11 protein-coding genes are annotated in these 17,634 nt (G+C 50.2%); 8 read left to right on the top strand and 3 right to left on the bottom strand.

Features of this window, described 5'->3' with window-relative positions:
* Positions 1-629 precede the first annotated feature (629 nt).
* The 7 genes from WKK33_RS10660 to WKK33_RS10630 all read left to right on the top strand — a co-directional run bounded on the left by WKK33_RS10660 (position 630) and on the right by WKK33_RS10630 (position 13,989).
* Positions 630-3,359 (top strand): outer membrane beta-barrel protein, encoded by a 2,730-nt coding sequence (locus tag WKK33_RS10660; protein ID WP_337933807.1) that lies wholly within the window; start codon positions 630-632, stop codon positions 3,357-3,359.
* A 244-nt stretch (positions 3,360-3,603) separates the two neighbouring features.
* Positions 3,604-5,994, top strand: coding sequence for a glycosyltransferase (locus tag WKK33_RS10655; protein WP_337933806.1), 2,391 nt, complete (start codon positions 3,604-3,606; stop codon positions 5,992-5,994).
* Complete coding sequence (locus WKK33_RS10650) at positions 5,991-7,292, top strand: radical SAM protein (RefSeq protein WP_337933805.1); 1,302 nt, start codon at positions 5,991-5,993, stop codon at positions 7,290-7,292. The genes WKK33_RS10655 and WKK33_RS10650 overlap by 4 nt, the downstream gene beginning before the upstream one ends.
* 5 nt (positions 7,293-7,297) lie before the next feature.
* Positions 7,298-7,630 carry a hypothetical protein gene (locus tag WKK33_RS10645; protein WP_337933803.1) on the top strand — a complete coding sequence of 111 codons (333 nt, stop codon included), beginning with the start codon at positions 7,298-7,300 and terminating at the stop codon, positions 7,628-7,630.
* Positions 7,631-7,697: 67 nt separating this feature from the next.
* Entirely contained in the window at positions 7,698-10,562 is a 2,865-nt protein-coding gene (locus tag WKK33_RS10640) for an outer membrane beta-barrel protein (protein ID WP_337933801.1), read from the top strand.
* 57 nt (positions 10,563-10,619) lie between these two features.
* The gene (locus tag WKK33_RS10635) at positions 10,620-12,812 is read left to right on the top strand and encodes a peptidase domain-containing ABC transporter (RefSeq protein WP_337933799.1); all 2,193 of its coding nucleotides are present in this window, start codon (positions 10,620-10,622) and stop codon (positions 12,810-12,812) included.
* A 406-nt stretch (positions 12,813-13,218) separates the two neighbouring features.
* A complete protein-coding gene (locus WKK33_RS10630) occupies positions 13,219-13,989 on the top strand; it encodes a hypothetical protein (protein WP_337933797.1) in 771 nt (256 codons plus the stop codon).
* A gap of 40 nt (positions 13,990-14,029) precedes the next feature.
* Here WKK33_RS10630 and rsgA read toward each other — a convergent pair whose 3' ends face one another.
* From rsgA to rsmA, 3 genes are all read right to left on the bottom strand, one after another.
* A complete protein-coding gene (rsgA, locus tag WKK33_RS10625; protein WP_337468601.1) occupies positions 14,030-14,962 on the bottom strand; it encodes a ribosome small subunit-dependent GTPase A in 933 nt (310 codons plus the stop codon).
* Positions 14,963-14,965: 3 nt separating this feature from the next.
* Positions 14,966-15,526 (bottom strand): ribosome recycling factor, encoded by a 561-nt coding sequence (gene frr, locus WKK33_RS10620; protein WP_337468600.1) that lies wholly within the window; start codon positions 15,524-15,526, stop codon positions 14,966-14,968.
* A 74-nt stretch (positions 15,527-15,600) separates the two neighbouring features.
* Positions 15,601-16,401 carry a 16S rRNA (adenine(1518)-N(6)/adenine(1519)-N(6))-dimethyltransferase RsmA gene (gene rsmA, locus WKK33_RS10615; RefSeq protein WP_337933795.1) on the bottom strand — a complete coding sequence of 267 codons (801 nt, stop codon included), beginning with the start codon at positions 16,399-16,401 and terminating at the stop codon, positions 15,601-15,603.
* Between the two features lie 641 nt (positions 16,402-17,042).
* Here rsmA and WKK33_RS10610 point away from each other — a divergent pair.
* Positions 17,043-17,357, top strand: coding sequence for a hypothetical protein (locus WKK33_RS10610; RefSeq protein WP_337933794.1), 315 nt, complete (start codon positions 17,043-17,045; stop codon positions 17,355-17,357).
* Positions 17,358-17,634 lie beyond the last annotated feature (277 nt).

Here is a 17,634-nt window from a genome sequence, read left to right as displayed (position 1 = left end):
ACTTTATTTGATGAATTTTAATAACTATGCGATTTTATCGCATCAGTACTAATGCGATTTTATCGCATCAGTACTAAACTCAAATAATAACACAATGAACAACCTAAAGAACCTAGAGACACTATTGGCCAAACAAGGCTTCGTCCCTCTGAAGGAGACAAAGGAGGGATTGCTAAGAGGTGGGTTTGCCGCTTTAAGCGGTGGTATCGATAACAACTGCAAATGTGATACGCTTCCGAACAACTGCACTTGCGATAGTAACAATTGCGGCTGTCCTCCGTCTAAAGTCGACAACTGCCCATGTGGGAGCAACAACTGTAATTGTTATAAGACAGCAGCCGTACCAACTACTGCGCCAAAAACGCCATCAACGACATTGGCACCTCCCAAGCCAGCTCCAGGTATGGGCTTCGTATTTGGATTTTAACTAACATCACTTAAGTTGTTCCACCTTGACTTTCAATGCCAAGATGGAACAGCTAAAACAATACTGTATGAGACGACTTTTCTTACTTTTTTTTGTATTCACATTTTCTTTGGCTTTTGCCCAAAAATATCATATAGACGGTTTCATCAAGGACTCCTTTACGAAGGAAGATCTCGATTCCGCAACTGTGACGCTCATGAGCATGGACAGCACAGTAGTGGAGACCTTCTCGGCAAAGCGTTTCGGTTGGTGGCAGGTGTATCGCGACATCAAGGCCCCGGGCAAATACATCATGAAGTTTGAGCACGACGGTTATTACCCCGCCTATAAGAACGTCGACTTCAAGTACACGAAGTACAGGCACACGGGCGACTCGTTTGGCGAGATACTGATGCACAAGATACGCATGAAGAAGGAGGTGACGCTGAAAGAAGTGGTCGTAACGGCAACCAAGCTGAAGATGGTGATGCGCGGCGACACCATCGTCTACGACGCCGATGCCTTCCAATTGAGCTCTGGTTCGATGCTCGACAAGCTGATTCGTCTGCTTCCCGGTGCCCAGCTTGAGCCTGGAGGCGAGATTTACATCAACGGACAAAAAGTGGAAAGTCTGCTCGTAAACGGCGAGGACTTTTTCAACGGCGACCCCAAGGTCGCCTTGGACAACCTACCCCACTACATGGTCGACAAAATCAAGGTGTACCGCAAGATGGATGAGCGACTGATGGTCGCCTCCGACTTGCGGACGCTGCGCAAAGACCAACTGCCCTTGGTGCTCGACGTGGGGCTGAAGAAGGAGTACACCACCTCGTGGGTGGGCAACGCCACGGTGGGTTACGGAACCGACCACCACCATGAGGCACGCATGTTTGCCATGCGCTTCACCCCCAACTCGCACATCGCCATGGTCGGCAACAGCAACGACGTGCGAGGCGACAGCTACTACAGCTCTGATGGCAACTGGCAGGAGCCTTACGGAAACACGGCCGAGGTGACCACCCACGAGGTGAAGGTCGACGGCATGCTGCGCGACGAGGACAAGAAGTGGAAACTGTCGGACCAGCTCTCGCTGAAGGCGCAGAAACGCGATTACCTCAGCAAGACGTCGACCACCATGTTCCTGGGCGACGACGTGTACAGCCGCTACCTCTTTAACAACACCAACAAAAACATCAAGCTGGGTTTCAACGGCACCAACAGCTACACGCCATCCAAGCAATTCACCCTCGACTTTACGCCCAAGGTCAGCTATTACCATTACGACAACCGCTACACAAGCACATCGGCCGACTTCAACCGCCAGCTGGCTGAGCGCTACATGGGCGAGGCTCTCGACAGCCTGTTTGGCGGAAACCTGGAGAGCGAATACCGCAAGATCCTCATCAGCTCACTGAAGAACCGATATTACGGCAAGGGCAACGAACTGACTGCCGAAGGCAAGGTCTCATCCATATACAAAATCAGAAAAGACCACTTAAGTTGGTCGCTGTCGGGTCACTACAACAACAAGAAGAACCGCAGCCTGAACAACTATGAGCGGGTGGAAAGCGCCAACGACATGGCGCGATTCTCCGACATGCCCCAACGCAACTACCGCTATGAGGGAAATATTGGATACGATTATTCACTTGACTTCCCTGCGTTACACCTGTACATTTCTCCACAATACGGCTTCAAACAGTCGTATGCCTCCGACAGCCGCTGGCACCACATCCTTGACGGGACAGAGGCATCGGCATGGGGCCTTGACCAGTTGTACTCCAACCGCGACTCCATCTCACGGTACATCGACTATTCCAACAGCTACCGCTCACAGACATGGAACAAGACCAACACCATGGGGCTTGACTTCTCCTTCTATTTCAAACGCGAAGACTACAAGAATATCACACTTGAACCTTCCATACAGTTTCGCAACGTGTATGACCGCATCAGCTATACTCGCGCCCAGACAGACACTACCATCCGCAGGTCGCGTTGGCTGATGGAGCCATCGGTAGCCTTGCGCATCGACGCCAACACGGGAAATGATTTAGAATACCACTGGCGCCTCAACTACAAGTTGCAACACCAACTCCCATCGCTGCTTTATGCCGTGAACTACCGCGACGACGCAACACCGCTGCTCGTGCGCGAGAGCGGCTACAACCTGCCCAACACGCACCAGCACACGGCGTCATTCAGCTACGAGCGCAAGATGATCAAGACGCAGCGATTCTTCAACACGTCGCTCACCTACAGGCTATGGCAGAACATGCTGTGCCAGTCGATGCGCTACGACATGAGCACGGGTGTAACGACCTATCGTCCCGATGTCATTGCCGGCAACTGGGAACTGAGCGGACAGGCGCGCTACCAAATGCCGCTCGACAAGAAGCGCAAGGCATGGAAGCTGACCTCGCAGACCAACCTCAACTACCGCAACTTCCGCGACTATCTCAACTCCACAAGCGCCACCACCTCGTTGGTGAGCTCGGTAAGAAGGTTCAGCGCCTCGGAGAGCCTACAGCTGGGCTATTACCGCAATTACTACTCACTGACCGTCTCGGCCAACGTGTTCTACAACCACTCGGAGAGCGACCGCTTCGCCACGCTCAACGCCTTCGACTTCAACTACGGCGTCAACTACGGCATGCCCTTGGTTTGGGGCATCGACTTCTACACCACCCTGAAGATGTACAGCCGAAGGGGCTATTCGGACGACAAGTACAACACCGACCAGTTTATCGTCAACTTCAACCTTGGCAAGGACATCTTCAAGGGAAAGGCACGCCTAAAGTTTGAGGTGTTCGACCTGCTGAACAAGATGTCCAACTACAGCTACAACATCAACGCGCAGATGCAACAGGAAACCTACACCAACCTGCTACGACGATACGCAATGGTGAGCTTGACTTACAGGTTCAGCCAAAAGAAGAAACACACCAAATAGCATTTGAACAAACATCTCCGTTTTTAACACTAATTCGGTCACCAAACCGTTTTGGGTTAAAAACGGAGAATAATGCTAAAAAAGCTTGCAAGCAAGAGATTATTTTCCTATCTTTGCGATACAACAAGAATCTAAAACATCGAACTGAAAGCAGAACACCCCTCCCCAACCACAAACACCAATACTTTTTAGTATCATCTGCAAAAAATGGGGAGTGGCACAGCCTAACTAAAAACACAAGCCTATGGCAACAGTGCCCATATCAGTTGTTATGCCCGTCTATAATGGCGCTAAGCATATCAAGGAATGTTTGGAAAGCATACTTTGTCAATCATTTCATGATTTTGAATTGCTTATTGTAGACGATGGTTCTACGGACAACACATGCGAAATCATACAGACATATAATGACCAACGAATCAGATTAATCCGCAATCATCACGATTACATAACTTCCAGTAACCTCTTGCTTATCCAAGCCAGAGGCAAGTATATTGCCCGCATGGATAGCGACGACATCATGATGCCCGATCGCCTCCGCACACAATACGAATACATGGAAGCACATCCCAATGTTGACGTGTTAGGTGGATGCATCGAATACTTTGGTACATCACATGGAATATACAAACCTGTTCCAGGGGACATTTCGCTTTACGATCTAATGGATGGGTGTTGTGTAGTGCACCCCACCGCTTTTATCAGAAGATCTTCCTTTAAGCCCCACCACCTGCGTTATCGCAAAGAGAATATTTACGCTGAAGATTACGGTCTTTGGGCGGAGGCCGTTTATTGTGGAATTAGAATAAGGAACTTGGACACTGTGGTGACAAGATACAGAACAAGCAACGCCCAGGTCACCAATGTAAAGAAGCAGGAACAACAGATGGCATCAAATACCATTCACAGTTGGATAGCCTCAAAAATTGTCAGAGACATAGTTGAAGAAACGCCATCTTATGTCAAACCCACAAATGGAAAGGCGCTGACTGCTATCGTTCCCTGTTATAATGAAGGTGAAGAATTGGAAAACACCTTAGTTAGCATCCGCAACACCGTAGGTCAGCATGTGTCGATTATGGTGGTAGACGACTGCTCGTGCGACTCGTTTGACTACAAGCAAATTGCTTTGAAACACAATGCATGTTATGTAAGAAACACCAAACGAATTGGCCCTGCAGGCTCAAAGGAAAAAGGTGTCAGGCTGTGTAACACCGATTACTTTATCATCTTCGATGCTCACATGCGCTTCTACCAAAAGGATTGGCACCAGATGATCATTGATGAGCTAAACAACGACCAAAGGCAAATACTTTGTTGCCAAACAAAGGTTCTCTCCAAACAAGACGGAGCTGTGATAGAAAAAAACAGCGCCCACGCCTATGGCGCTTATTTACACATGATGATTGACACGCTTATTCCTGCTGTCCGTTGGAATTGCAATCCTCACAAAGAAACACTTGACCGAGGCGTCATTCCTTGTGTGTTGGGGGCTTCTTATGCTTCGTCAGTAAGTTTTTGGAAAGAAATAAAAGGCTTGGAAGGCTTGCTGGGATATGGATGCGAAGAGCCATATCTGAGTATAAAAGCATGGCTGAGTGGTGGCAAATGCAAACTGTTGGGCAACATCGTTGTGGGACACATCTACAAGGAGAATTCTTGCAGCCTAAGAGGCTACAGTACATACATGTACAATCATTTGCTCATATCCGAAACTCTCTTTCCTATTTCTCTCCAATGTAAAGCAAACATGGCTGCGAGGAATCAAGGGTTACAATATTTCAATCATGCCACAACACTTTTAAAAGAGCACAAAAGACGCATAGCATCACTAAAACGCCATTATACAAAAAACTTCAACATGGCCAAGATAGATTGGATTATGAACATGAATAACATCATATCCAAAGAAGCGCAATGCCTGTTGGAGGCTGGTTACAAGCGAACAAGCGACATATTGCGTCACGCTGAGGATGCGACAAAGGAACTTCACCATTATGGTTTGCGAAATGGTTTGGCAGGCATTGCTCTTTTGTTCGGCCTTTACTATAAATGTTCGGGCGACAAGCTATATGTTGGAAAAGCTCGAAACATCATACACGATGCGCAAATTCAGAACGAACAAGAAGGTCTTCCTCTTTCTTTCGACAGTGGAATCATGGGCGTAGGGTGGGTTCTTTCCTACTTCGTGGAAATAGACATTTTGTCGAGCTATGAGACCAAGGCTTTTTTACTTCAGGTAGATAATATTGTCAATATCATAAACCCAATCCTTGTGCAGAACATCGAAATGATTTGCGACATGGCCATATACTGCTATTCACGATTGGGATGTTGCAAAAGAAAGCAACTAGAGCATGGCCTCTCTAACCATTTCATCTCAGCGTTGAGAAAAGCTTGTAGAAATTGGCGCGGCTCATCGGATTACGCAAGGCTAAGTTACCAAAAACAATTAGCAATTGACATCATGAGCTTGTATAACAAAACTTCATGGTGCACCATGACAGCCGACCTAAAGGACATCTACAAACTTCCAGCTTACTTGCCAAAAGACGAAGCGTACTGGGATTTTGGAATGGACGGCTACATTGGCTACGGCATAAACATATTAACCACTAAACTAAGATTGTCATGAAATTCAGCAAGTACCTGTTTGTTCTAAGAAAGGGCTTTTGTAGTTTGATCTACAATTGCAAGACGGATACCGTTTCGGCAGTCGATAACCAGTTGGCGGATCTTATAGAAGGCCACCAACTCGACTACATTGAGCAGAAACACCAAGATTTTTATGTGTTCCTGAAACGCGAAGGCTTTATCGTGGAAGATGATGTTGATGAATGTGTTGACATCATTGAGACATGGAAAAAAGAGGAGCACAGCCCCACTTTATCCATTTTTATCAATCCCACCATGGATTGCAACCTCAAATGCTGGTATTGCTATGAAAAGCACGTGCCAAAATCCATGATGCAACAGGGTGTAGTGGATTCCATCTTGAAACTGGCTACTCACGAAATAGCCACAAGAGACATCCGAATGCTCAGCCTCTCGTTTTTTGGCGGAGAGCCTTTGTTGGGCCTTGACAATGTGATAATCCCATTGCTTGAAGCTGTAAGCGATCTGGCGCAGAAGAATGGCGTGGTTGTACAAGTTAGCCTTGTTACCAATGGCGTCCTGCTTACGAAGAAGAATGTAGTCCGCCTTCAATCTCTTCCGACCTGCAAGCAACTAACATGCCAAGTAACCTTGGACGGCAATGAGTTTTTCCACAACAAAACCAAATGCTTCAGCAATGGCGTGGGAACATACAGCAAAATATTAAAAAACGTAAAGGATGCGCTGAAGTCTGGCGTCCGCATAACCTTGAGGTTCAACACAACCATGGATAATTTGCTATCCTATGCTGATGTGCTTGAGGATTTGGAAGATATTGCTTCAGGGGAAAGAGAGTTATTAAACATCGACTTCCAACACGTATGGCAAGATAATGGCGAAGACACTATGAAGTATTTGGATCGGCAAGAAAAGCTCCGCGAACGATTTGTCGAGAAAGGCTTTACTGTGAACGAGTTGAAACACATTGACAACAGCCGTTGTTATGCCGATCGGAAGAACCACTACACCATCAACTACAATGGTGATGTGTTTAAGTGTACCGCACGAGAATTTTCGTCCAACAATAGAGAGGGGGTGTTAACCACAGAAGGAGAAGTAATTTGGAACGCTAAGAATGAGAAGCGTGAAGAACTCAAGTATGGTAACGACTCTTGTCATCAGTGCAACATTTTCCCGATATGTCATGGCGGATGCAGCCAGTTCAAGATGGAGTCAATGGCTATCAGCGATTGCATCCGAGGATACAGCCAAAAAGACAAGGAGAAGATTGTGAATGACAGGGTGGATTACATCATTTCTAACAAAATCAAAAATTAATCATTATGAACAACTTAAAGAACCTGGAGGCCTTGTTGGCAAAACAAGGCTTCGTGCCTCTGGAGGAGACAAAAGAGGGGTTGCTGAGAGGCGGATTTGCTGCAGTGACGCAAACACTTACTAACAATTGTAAGTGCGACACACTCCCGAACAATTGCGATTGCAACGGCAACAATTGCGATTGCCCACCTTCAAAACCCAACAATTGTATTTGTAACAGCAATAACTGCAATTGCTACAAAACATCAGCTGTCCCAACAGCTGCTCCAACAGCTGCTCCAACGACACTGGCTCCTCTCAAGCCAGCTCCTGGCATGGGCTTCGTATTTGGATTTTAACTAAAATCACTTAACCTGTTCCACCTTGACCTCTCAATGCCAAGGTGGAACATCAAAACAATACTGTATGAGACGACTTTTCTTACTTTTTTTTGTCTTTACATCCTCTTTGGCTTTTGCCCAAAAGTATCATATAGACGGTTTCATCAAGGACTCCTTTACGAAGGAAGACCTTGACTCTGTGAACGTGACGCTCATGAGCATGGATAGCACGGTCGTGGAGACTTTCCGCGGTGAGCCTTACGGTTGGTGGCAGGTGTATCGCGACATCAAGGCCCCAGGCAAATACATCATGAAGTTTGAGCACGACGGCTATTACCCCGCCTATAAGAACGTCAACTTCAAATACACGAAGTACAGGCACACGGGCGACTCGTTTGGCGAGATACTGATGCACAAGATACGCATGAAGAAGGAGGTGACGCTGAAAGAAGTGGTCGTAACGGCAACCAAGCTGAAGATGGTGATGCGCGGCGACACCATCGTCTACGACGCCGATGCCTTCCAATTGAGCTCTGGTTCGATGCTCGACAAGCTGATTCGTCTGCTTCCCGGTGCCCAGCTTGAGCCTGGAGGCGAGATTTACATCAACGGACAAAAAGTGGAAAGTCTGCTCGTAAACGGCGAGGACTTTTTCAACGGCGACCCCAAGGTCGCCTTGGACAACCTACCCCACTACATGGTCGACAAAATCAAGGTGTACCGCAAGATGGATGAGCGACTGATGGTCGCCTCCGACTTGCGGACGCTGCGCAAAGACCAACTGCCCTTGGTGCTCGACGTGGGGCTGAAGAAGGAGTACACCACCTCGTGGGTGGGCAACGCCACGGTGGGTTACGGAACCGACCACCACCATGAGGCACGCATGTTTGCCATGCGCTTCACCCCCAACTCGCACATCGCCATGGTCGGCAACAGCAACGACGTGCGAGGCGACAGCTACTACAGCTCTGATGGCAACTGGCAGGAGCCTTACGGAAACACGGCCGAGGTGACCACCCACGAGGTGAAGGTCGACGGCATGCTGCGCGACGAGGACAAGAAGTGGAAACTGTCGGACCAGCTCTCGCTGAAGGCGCAGAAACGCGATTACCTCAGCAAGACGTCGACCACCATGTTCCTGGGCGACGACGTGTACAGCCGCTACCTCTTTAACAACACCAACAAAAACATCAAGCTGGGTTTCAACGGCACCAACAGCTACACGCCATCCAAGCAATTCACCCTCGACTTTACGCCCAAGGTCAGCTATTACCATTACGACAACCGCTACACAAGCACATCGGCCGACTTCAACCGCCAGCTGGCTGAGCGCTACATGGGCGAGGCTCTCGACAGCCTGTTTGGCGGAAACCTGGAGAGCGAATACCGCAAGATCCTCATCAGCTCACTGAAGAACCGATATTACGGCAAGGGCAACGAACTGACTGCCGAAGGCAAGGTCTCATCCATATACAAAATCAGAAAAGACCACTTAAGTTGGTCGCTGTCGGGTCACTACAACAACAAGAAGAACCGCAGCCTGAACAACTATGAGCGGGTGGAAAGCGCCAACGACATGGCGCGATTCTCCGACATGCCCCAACGCAACTACCGCTATGAGGGAAATATTGGATACGATTATTCACTTGACTTCCCTGCGTTACACCTGTACATTTCTCCACAATACGGCTTCAAACAGTCGTATGCCTCCGACAGCCGCTGGCACCACATCCTTGACGGGACAGAGGCATCGGCATGGGGCCTTGACCAGTTGTACTCCAACCGCGACTCCATCTCACGGTACATCGACTATTCCAACAGCTACCGCTCACAGACATGGAACAAGACCAACACCATGGGGCTTGACTTCTCCTTCTATTTCAAACGCGAAGACTACAAGAATATCACACTTGAACCTTCCATACAGTTTCGCAACGTGTATGACCGCATCAGCTATACTCGCGCCCAGACAGACACTACCATCCGCAGGTCGCGTTGGCTGATGGAGCCATCGGTAGCCTTGCGCATCGACGCCAACACGGGAAATGATTTAGAATACCACTGGCGCCTCAACTACAAGTTGCAACACCAACTCCCATCGCTGCTTTATGCCGTGAACTACCGCGACGACGCAACACCGCTGCTCGTGCGCGAGAGCGGCTACAACCTGCCCAACACGCACCAGCACACGGCGTCATTCAGCTACGAGCGCAAGATGATCAAGACGCAGCGATTCTTCAACACGTCGCTCACCTACAGGCTATGGCAGAACATGCTGTGCCAGTCGATGCGCTACGACATGAGCACGGGTGTAACGACCTATCGTCCCGATGTCATTGCCGGCAACTGGGAACTGAGCGGACAGGCGCGCTACCAAATGCCGCTCGACAAGAAGCGCAAGGCATGGAAGCTGACCTCGCAGACCAACCTCAACTACCGCAACTTCCGCGACTATCTCAACTCCACAAGCGCCACCACCTCGTTGGTGAGCTCGGTAAGAAGGTTCAGCGCCTCGGAGAGCCTACAGCTGGGCTATTACCGCAATTACTACTCACTGACCGTCTCGGCCAACGTGTTCTACAACCACTCGGAGAGCGACCGCTTCGCCACGCTCAACGCCTTCGACTTCAACTACGGCGTCAACTACGGCATGCCCTTGGTTTGGGGCATCGACTTCTACACCACCCTGAAGATGTACAGCCGAAGGGGCTATTCGGACGACAAGTACAACACCGACCAGTTTATCGTCAACTTCAACCTTGGCAAGGACATCTTCAAGGGAAAGGCACGCCTAAAGTTTGAGGTGTTCGACCTGCTGAACAAGATGTCCAACTACAGCTACAACATCAACGCGCAGATGCAACAGGAAACCTACACCAACCTGCTACGACGATACGCAATGGTGAGCTTGACTTACAGGTTCAGCCAAAAGAAGAAACACACCAAATAGCCATCAATCATCGCTGCCGCTTGTCACCCCATGTGGCAGGCGGCAGTTTGCATCATCATGAAAGGAAAGTTGATTTTTACCCGCCAGTTCGACCAAATGGACTGTGGACCAGCCTGCATCAGGATGGTTGCGTCTGCTTACGGACGCGCCTACCCCTTAAGTTATCTCCGCACACTGAGCCACCTGACCCGCGAGGGAGTAAGCGTGGCGGGCATACGCGACGCCCTGAAGGTCATAGGCATGGAAAGCGCTTCGTTTGAGCTCCCACTGGAGCAACTGCGAACAAATTGTCCCTTGCCAGCCATTCTCCATTGGGAACAGAACCATTTTGTGGTGCTCTATGGCATCAGCAAAGGACGTTTCAGTGGGAAATGGACCTATCATGTCGCTAACCCAGCGTTTGGCAAGCAAACGCTTACCGAGGACGACTTTGCCGAGCACTGGCTGAATGGCAACAAAGGGATAGTTGTGGTCTGTGATCCCACAGATGTTTTTTACACCAAGGCAAACATCAAGCAGCGACACAGTTTGTTTCGCTTTGCGCACAAGTTTGTATGGCCTTATCGATGGGAGATGTCGCAGACGGCATTGGGCATGCTCTTCGGCATTTTGCTCTCATTGGTAACACCCTTCCTTACCCAAGCCATGGTGGACGAAGGTATCAACCTCCGCAACATGGGGGTGATTGTCAACATCATGATAGCACAGGTGTTTCTGTTTCTGGGAACATTCCTTATGAGCATGATAGGCAGTTGGGTAAGCCTATACATGGGTACACGAATAAACATTGACGTGTTGGAGAACTATCTCAGTAAGTTGCTCAAATTGCCCATGACCTTCTTCGACACAAAGAGCATCGGCGATTACCAGCAACGCTTGGGCGACAATGGACGTCTGCAGGGCTTTGTCACTTACAACACAATACAAACCTTCTTCTCGCTATTGTCCGTCCCAGTGCTCATGGTGGTGATAGGCTACTACAGCCTGCGAATCCTCCTCGTGTACCTTCTCTTCACATTGGCCTGCACGCTATGGATGATGTATTTCTTTAGGCGACGCAAAGCGCTCGACTACGAACGTTTCAAATTGAATGCGCACAATCAAAACAAGATGTACGAGTTGATGTCGGGCATTACCGACATCAAGGTGAACACCTTTGAAGACTACAAGATCAATGAGTGGCATGGGCTACAAGAGCAGTTGTACAGGATGTCGCAAAAAAGTTTACGACTAAACCAAATACAAAATGCAGGTTACACACTTGTGGGACAGTTGCGCAATATCATCATCACTTTTTGGATTGCATCAGAAGTAGTCAATGGTGGTCTTACCCTTGGCATGATGATGAGCATATCGAGTATCATAGGCCAGATCAACAGTCCTCTGTCGCAGCTCATCAATTTCTTGCAACAATATCAGGATGCCAAGATCAGTCTTGAACGATCGGAGGAAGTACACCTGTGCAGTCCCGAAGACCACAAGGGCATGGTAAAGTTGAATGCCTCCACGCCCCAAAACATCGAACTGCGACATGTTTCGTTCTCCTACACCGGAAACATTGGCGAAAAAGCCATAGATGATATTAGCTTCACCATTCCCGCAGGAAAGACGACAGCCATTGTGGGCGAGAGTGGTAGTGGCAAGACCACCTTGATGAAGTTGCTCTTGAAATTCTACAAGCCCACAGCAGGCCATATCACAATAGGAAACTGCGATTTGGAAGACATCAGCGCAAGATCTGTAAGAACGGCATCAGGCGTAGTAATGCAAGACAATTACATCTTCGCCGACACCCTGAAAGCCAACATCGTATTGGGTAATAAGCCTGATGATCACAAGGTAAATGAGGCATTAGATGCCGCCTGCCTGCGCCATTTCGTGGACGACCACCCACTGGGCCTCGAAATGAAACTTGGCAGCGATGGCGTGGGCGTGAGCGGTGGAGAAAAGCAACGCATCATGATCGCCCGGGCTATCTACAAACAGCCGTCATACATCATGCTGGACGAGGCCACCAGTTCGCTCGATGCGGAGACAGAACGACAAATAACTGAGAACCTTAGCGCATTGTGCAAGGAACGCACCATGCTTGTAATAGCGCATCGGTTATCCACTGTGAAGAACGCTGACAACATCATCGTGCTACGCCACGGAAAAGTAGTGGAAGAGGGAACCCACCAACAATTAGTGGCGCTACATGGCTATTATTATGAACTGGTTAGGAACCAACTTGAACTGGAAGAGGCATGAGAGAAGAAAGTAATGTGATGAGAGTCCTGTTGCGGTATGGAACTACCGTGGTCATAGCCCTTACGTTTATAGGCGTAAGCGTTATGCTGTCAAAAATATCCATTCGGAACAAAATTCCCATACAAATCGTATTGGAACAAGACGGAAGGATCTACGCTCATCTTGACCAACCTGAACTCATGCAGGATTCTACCATGATCTGTGCGTACACGGAGGATAATGTCAAACTTGAGTTTTCGCCAGTAAGCCTGTCCCATTTGCAGATGGTGCAGCTGCACCCTAAAGATAGCACAGGGGTATACAGTTACTTGGCCAAACGACCTATTATCACCGCCTATATGTATGACGGGGAAACGCGTCTCATAGAACTGGTATTTAGAAAATGGAGCAAAAGGTAACCTATAGCATGAAAAACATCATTTTGTTCGTATCCCATTTGATCAACGACGACATCGTAGGACGTTACCGCCGACTTCGCACAGAACTACCGAGCGACCGCTATGATGTGGTGTGGCTGATGACCCTGAGCGAAGGCGCGGAGGTGATCTGTCCCGACGATGTCCAAATGGTGCCTGTTAGACCTCACGATCTTCGTGAATTGGGCTACACGCCCATTGCGAACACCCTCGTACCCGGAAGTTGTCATTTCCTCCCCTTGCGCTTTTATCTTGACCATTCTTCTTATCATCACTATTGGTTCATCGAGTATGACGTGGAATTTACAGGCTGTTGGCACACGTTGTTGAACGACTGCGACACTCGTCTTGACGACTACGATCTCCTCGCCTGTCATGTGGAGTGGTTTGGAACAGCCAACCACGAGTGGACCTGGTGGCATCGGGACAATAAAAGCAACTATCCATTAGAAACGTGCATCAAGGGTTTTCTACCCATTTGCCGTTACTCAAATGCCGCATTGACTTGCCTTGACCGATACCTGAAGGATGGGCATTCTGCCCATTCCGAAATAATGGTAACAACTTGCTTGTATCATCACGGCTTGAAGATAGGCGACATTGGTGGTACTGGACCATTTACCCCTTACGGCTATCACAACAAATTCTACGTCAAGGAAGCGGGAGTGAACAATGGCACCATGCGATGGCGCCCAGCTTTCACAAAGGAGGAGGTGAGAGCCGTTGGAACAAGAAACATGCTGTTTCATCCTATAAAATAAAAAAGCTTATTAGCCTCAGCGCCACGATGGGCGCGTGTGGCTAATAAGCTTCTCTGTATTTGTTTTCGTCTTTGTCTTGCAACATGGAGAGGTAGCTGCGGTATCGGCTCTCGGCTATGTAGTGGTCTTCCACCGCTTGGCGCACGGCGCACCCGGGCTCATGGGTGTGTGTGCAGTTGTTGAAGCGGCAGTCTTTGGAGAACTTGAAGATTTCCTTGAAGTAGCTTCCTATCTCCTCGGGCTCCATGTCGAACGATCCGAAGCCCTTGATGCCCGGTGTGTCGATGATCCATCCGCCGCCCGGCAGTGGCATCATCTCCGAGAAGGTGGTGGTGTGCATACCTGTGTCGTGGGCGTCGCTGATGTCGGCCACGCGCGCTCCCGCTCCGGGTATGAGCAGGTTGAGCAGGGTCGACTTGCCCACGCCGCTGTTGCCGCTGAGCAACGTTACGCGGTCGCCGAGCAGGGTGCGCAGGTCGTCGGTGCCCTCGCCGGTGGCCGCCGACACCTGTCGGCACTCGTAGCCCACGGTTTCGTAGAGCCTCACCATCAGTTCCTGGTAGCGTCGCTCCTCGTCGCTGAGCAGGTCGGTCTTGTTGAACACGAGCACCACGGGCACCGAGTAGGCCTCGGCTGACGCGAGGAACCGGTCGATGAAGGTGGTGGCGGTCTCCGGGTGTGCCACGGTGACCACCAGGAAGGCCTGGTCGACGTTGGCGGCAATGATATGGCTCTGCTTGGAGAGGTTGGTGGAGCGCCTCACGATGTAGTTGCGTCGGTCGTCGATGGCGGTGATGAGCGCCTGGCCCTCGGCGTTGACACAGATTTCCACACCGTCGCCCACGGCCACGGGGTTGGTGGACCGTATGCCTTTGAGGCGGAAGTTGCCCTTCACCTTGCTGTCCACCTCACGCCCATCGTCGGTGAGGACGGTGTACCAGAATCCTGTGTTCTTGATGACTGTGCCGTGCATTGCTTAGACAGTCATGATCTCTTTCTGCTTTCTTGCCAAGATGGCGTCGATGTCCTTGATATACTTGTCGTGGAGTTTCTGCAGGTCGGCCTCAGCGTCCTTGCTCTGGTCCTCCGACAGTCCGTCCTTCACAGCCTTCTTCAGCTTGTCTTTCACCTCTGAGCGCACGTTGCGCACCTCGACCTTTGTCTTCTCTCCGGTCTTGTTGCACTGCTTCACCAGTTCCTTACGACGCTCCTCGGTGGGCTGCGGCAGTCGCAGGATCACCATCTCGCCATTGTTCTCGGGCGTGATGCCCACGCCGCTGTCGAGGATGCCCTTCTCAATGTCCTTGATGGCCTTGCGGTCCCAGGGGCGGATGGTGATGGTGCGTGCGTCGGGCACCGACACGTTGCCCACCTGATTGAGGGGCACGGTCTGTCCGTAGGCGGTTACTCGCACGCCATCGAGGATGGCGGCATTGGCACGGCCAGCGCGCACGCGGGCCAACTCTTCTTCGAGATACTTCGACGCCTTCTGCATGCGAGCCTCAGCGTCCTTCAATGTTTGCTTTACGTCTATCATGTGTTTTTGCTGAATTGTTTCTTTGCACAAATTTAGGGATTATTTCCTAATGATGCAACTAATTGGCTAAAAATTTATGGCTTGGGCATTACTTCGGCCACTCGGTTGGTGAGCTCCACAAACTGCGCCACGGTGAGTTGCTCGGGCCGGCGCGTCATGATGTCCTGTGCGAAGAAGGCGGCGTCGGGCATGTGGTCCTTGCCAAAGAGGGGCTTGAGCGACACGCGCAGCATCTTGCGGCGCTGGTTGAAGGCGGTCTTCACCACGCGCTTGAAGAGGCTCTCGTCGCACCCGAGGTTCTCCACGCCGTTGCGCGTCATGCGGATGACGGCGCTCTTCACCTTGGGCGGCGGGTTGAACACGCCCTCGTCGACGGTGAAGAGATACTCCACGTCGTACCACGCCTGTATCATCACGCTGAGGATGCCGTAGGCCTTGTTGCCGGGCTCGGAGGCGATGCGCTGGGCCACCTCGCGCTGTATCATGCCCGTGCAGCAGGGAATGAGGTCCTTGTAGTCGAGCATCTTGAAAAAGATCTGCGAGGAGATGTCGTAAGGATAGTTGCCCGTCAGCACAAACTGCTTTCCGCCAAACACCTGGTTGAGGTCCATGCGCAGGAAGTCCTCGCCCAGGATCTGGTCGCGCAACTGGGGATAGGTGGCGTTGAGGTAGGCCACGCTCTCATCGTCGATCTCCACGGCTTTCACCTCGCGCGGTTTCTGCACCAGGTACTGCGTGAGCACGCCCATGCCCGGCCCTATCTCGAGCACGGGAATATCGGGACAGGCATCCACCGTGTCGGCGATGCGGCGCGCTATGTTGAGGTCGGTCAGGAAGTGCTGACCCAGGTTTTTCTTTGGCCTAACTTTTTTCATGTTTATCGTTTTTGCGGATTGTGTGCTCCTTCCATCATGCGCAAAATTACGAAATTTTATCCATTCCACCGCATGACGAGCGCGATAAGTGAGTGGGCAATACCGAAAAAGGCAAGAATGATTAAGCCCATCACATTCGTGCATCTCAAACGGCCCGATGGCCGAGGTGCGAATTGATGATGATTTAATTGAACAAAAAGTAAAATACCGTAACAAAAATATTATTTGTTTTAGCGTCATTCGGCGACCGCCGAACCGCTGGGCGAGGCGGATGGGCGGTGGACGGCGCATGGGAAGGGCCCAACTGGGGACAAGGAGTGATTTTACCCACATAAATACAGGGATTTTTTGCGAAAGATGCCTAACCGAGTTGCGCCTGGGCACCTTTCGTCACTCGAAACATGCCTAACCGAGGCTCGATACATGCCTAAACGCAACTCGATACATGCCTAAACGCAACGGGAAACCTATGGTTTTTATTACAAATTAGGCACCTTTGGAGGTTGGTGACGTGAGACGAGCACCCTCAAAAAGTGGTCTTTTCCTATGGTTTTTCACACAAAAACAGGGGCAGAAGAGGGCCTTTGGCTGCCACACTAAACGCAACCAACTGATAGTCAACACTTTGCAAACAGCCCACCATGGGCGTATTTCAGGGCGAAGGCGCGGTGGTGGAAAACGCGGCCCTTCTCAGAGGCCATCCGCATGAGTTTTGTTTTACACCACCATTCGGCGCCCGTCCTACTACTCAGACCACCGGGCAGGGCGCAAACACCCAGCAAACGCATCCGCATTTAGGCATGCGGGGGGAATCGGCACCTGTGCAAATCGACGAGATCTGGGAGGCCTATACAACACCCTGGGATAACAGGAACGCAACCAGGCGCTACGCAATGGCAAAAGCGCTGAAACAGAACCAATTAGACACACTTTTGCCCTTACAGGGCGTGGCGTGATGCTACGGTTCACCCAGGGTGTCGCTTCGCTTGCCCTGGGCTATGCACAACCTTGGGCTTTCAGCCCGCTTCGTCATTCAACGTTATGAAACGGCGCCATGTGGAACCACCTTATTGTAACATGTAACATGTAACAATGTGGATCATCCGACATTTGGAGTGAAAAATAACACACGTGAGTATTTACGCTCAGACGCGGTAACAACGAATTGAACGAATTAACTCTAAGTTTGCAGAAGAATGCGACGCAGTCGCATAAATGTTAAATAATCAAGGT

This window comes from Hallella sp. (assembly GCF_037460745.1).
In the GTDB taxonomy this organism is placed as follows: Bacteria; Bacteroidota; Bacteroidia; order Bacteroidales; family Bacteroidaceae; genus Prevotella; species Prevotella faecis.
Note: the sequence above shows the minus strand (reverse complement) of the source record. Positions and strands in the feature narration are given on the sequence as shown.

Bases quoted from the DNA above. Each gene is read 5' to 3' on its own strand.
- WKK33_RS10660 (WP_337933807.1), top strand. From the start codon at position 630: ATGGACAGCACAGTAGTGGAGACCTTCTCGGCAAAGCGTTTCGGTTGG.
- WKK33_RS10655 (WP_337933806.1), top strand. From the start codon at position 3,604: ATGGCAACAGTGCCCATATCAGTTGTTATGCCCGTCTATAATGGCGCT.
- WKK33_RS10650 (WP_337933805.1), top strand. From the start codon at position 5,991: ATGAAATTCAGCAAGTACCTGTTTGTTCTAAGAAAGGGCTTTTGTAGT.
- WKK33_RS10645 (WP_337933803.1), top strand. From the start codon at position 7,298: ATGAACAACTTAAAGAACCTGGAGGCCTTGTTGGCAAAACAAGGCTTC.
- WKK33_RS10640 (WP_337933801.1), top strand. From the start codon at position 7,698: ATGAGACGACTTTTCTTACTTTTTTTTGTCTTTACATCCTCTTTGGCT.
- WKK33_RS10635 (WP_337933799.1), top strand. From the start codon at position 10,620: ATGAAAGGAAAGTTGATTTTTACCCGCCAGTTCGACCAAATGGACTGT.
- WKK33_RS10630 (WP_337933797.1), top strand. From the start codon at position 13,219: ATGAAAAACATCATTTTGTTCGTATCCCATTTGATCAACGACGACATC.
- rsgA (WP_337468601.1), bottom strand. From the start codon at position 14,962: ATGCACGGCACAGTCATCAAGAACACAGGATTCTGGTACACCGTCCTC.
- frr (WP_337468600.1), bottom strand. From the start codon at position 15,526: ATGATAGACGTAAAGCAAACATTGAAGGACGCTGAGGCTCGCATGCAG.
- rsmA (WP_337933795.1), bottom strand. From the start codon at position 16,401: ATGAAAAAAGTTAGGCCAAAGAAAAACCTGGGTCAGCACTTCCTGACC.
- WKK33_RS10610 (WP_337933794.1), top strand. From the start codon at position 17,043: ATGGGCGTATTTCAGGGCGAAGGCGCGGTGGTGGAAAACGCGGCCCTT.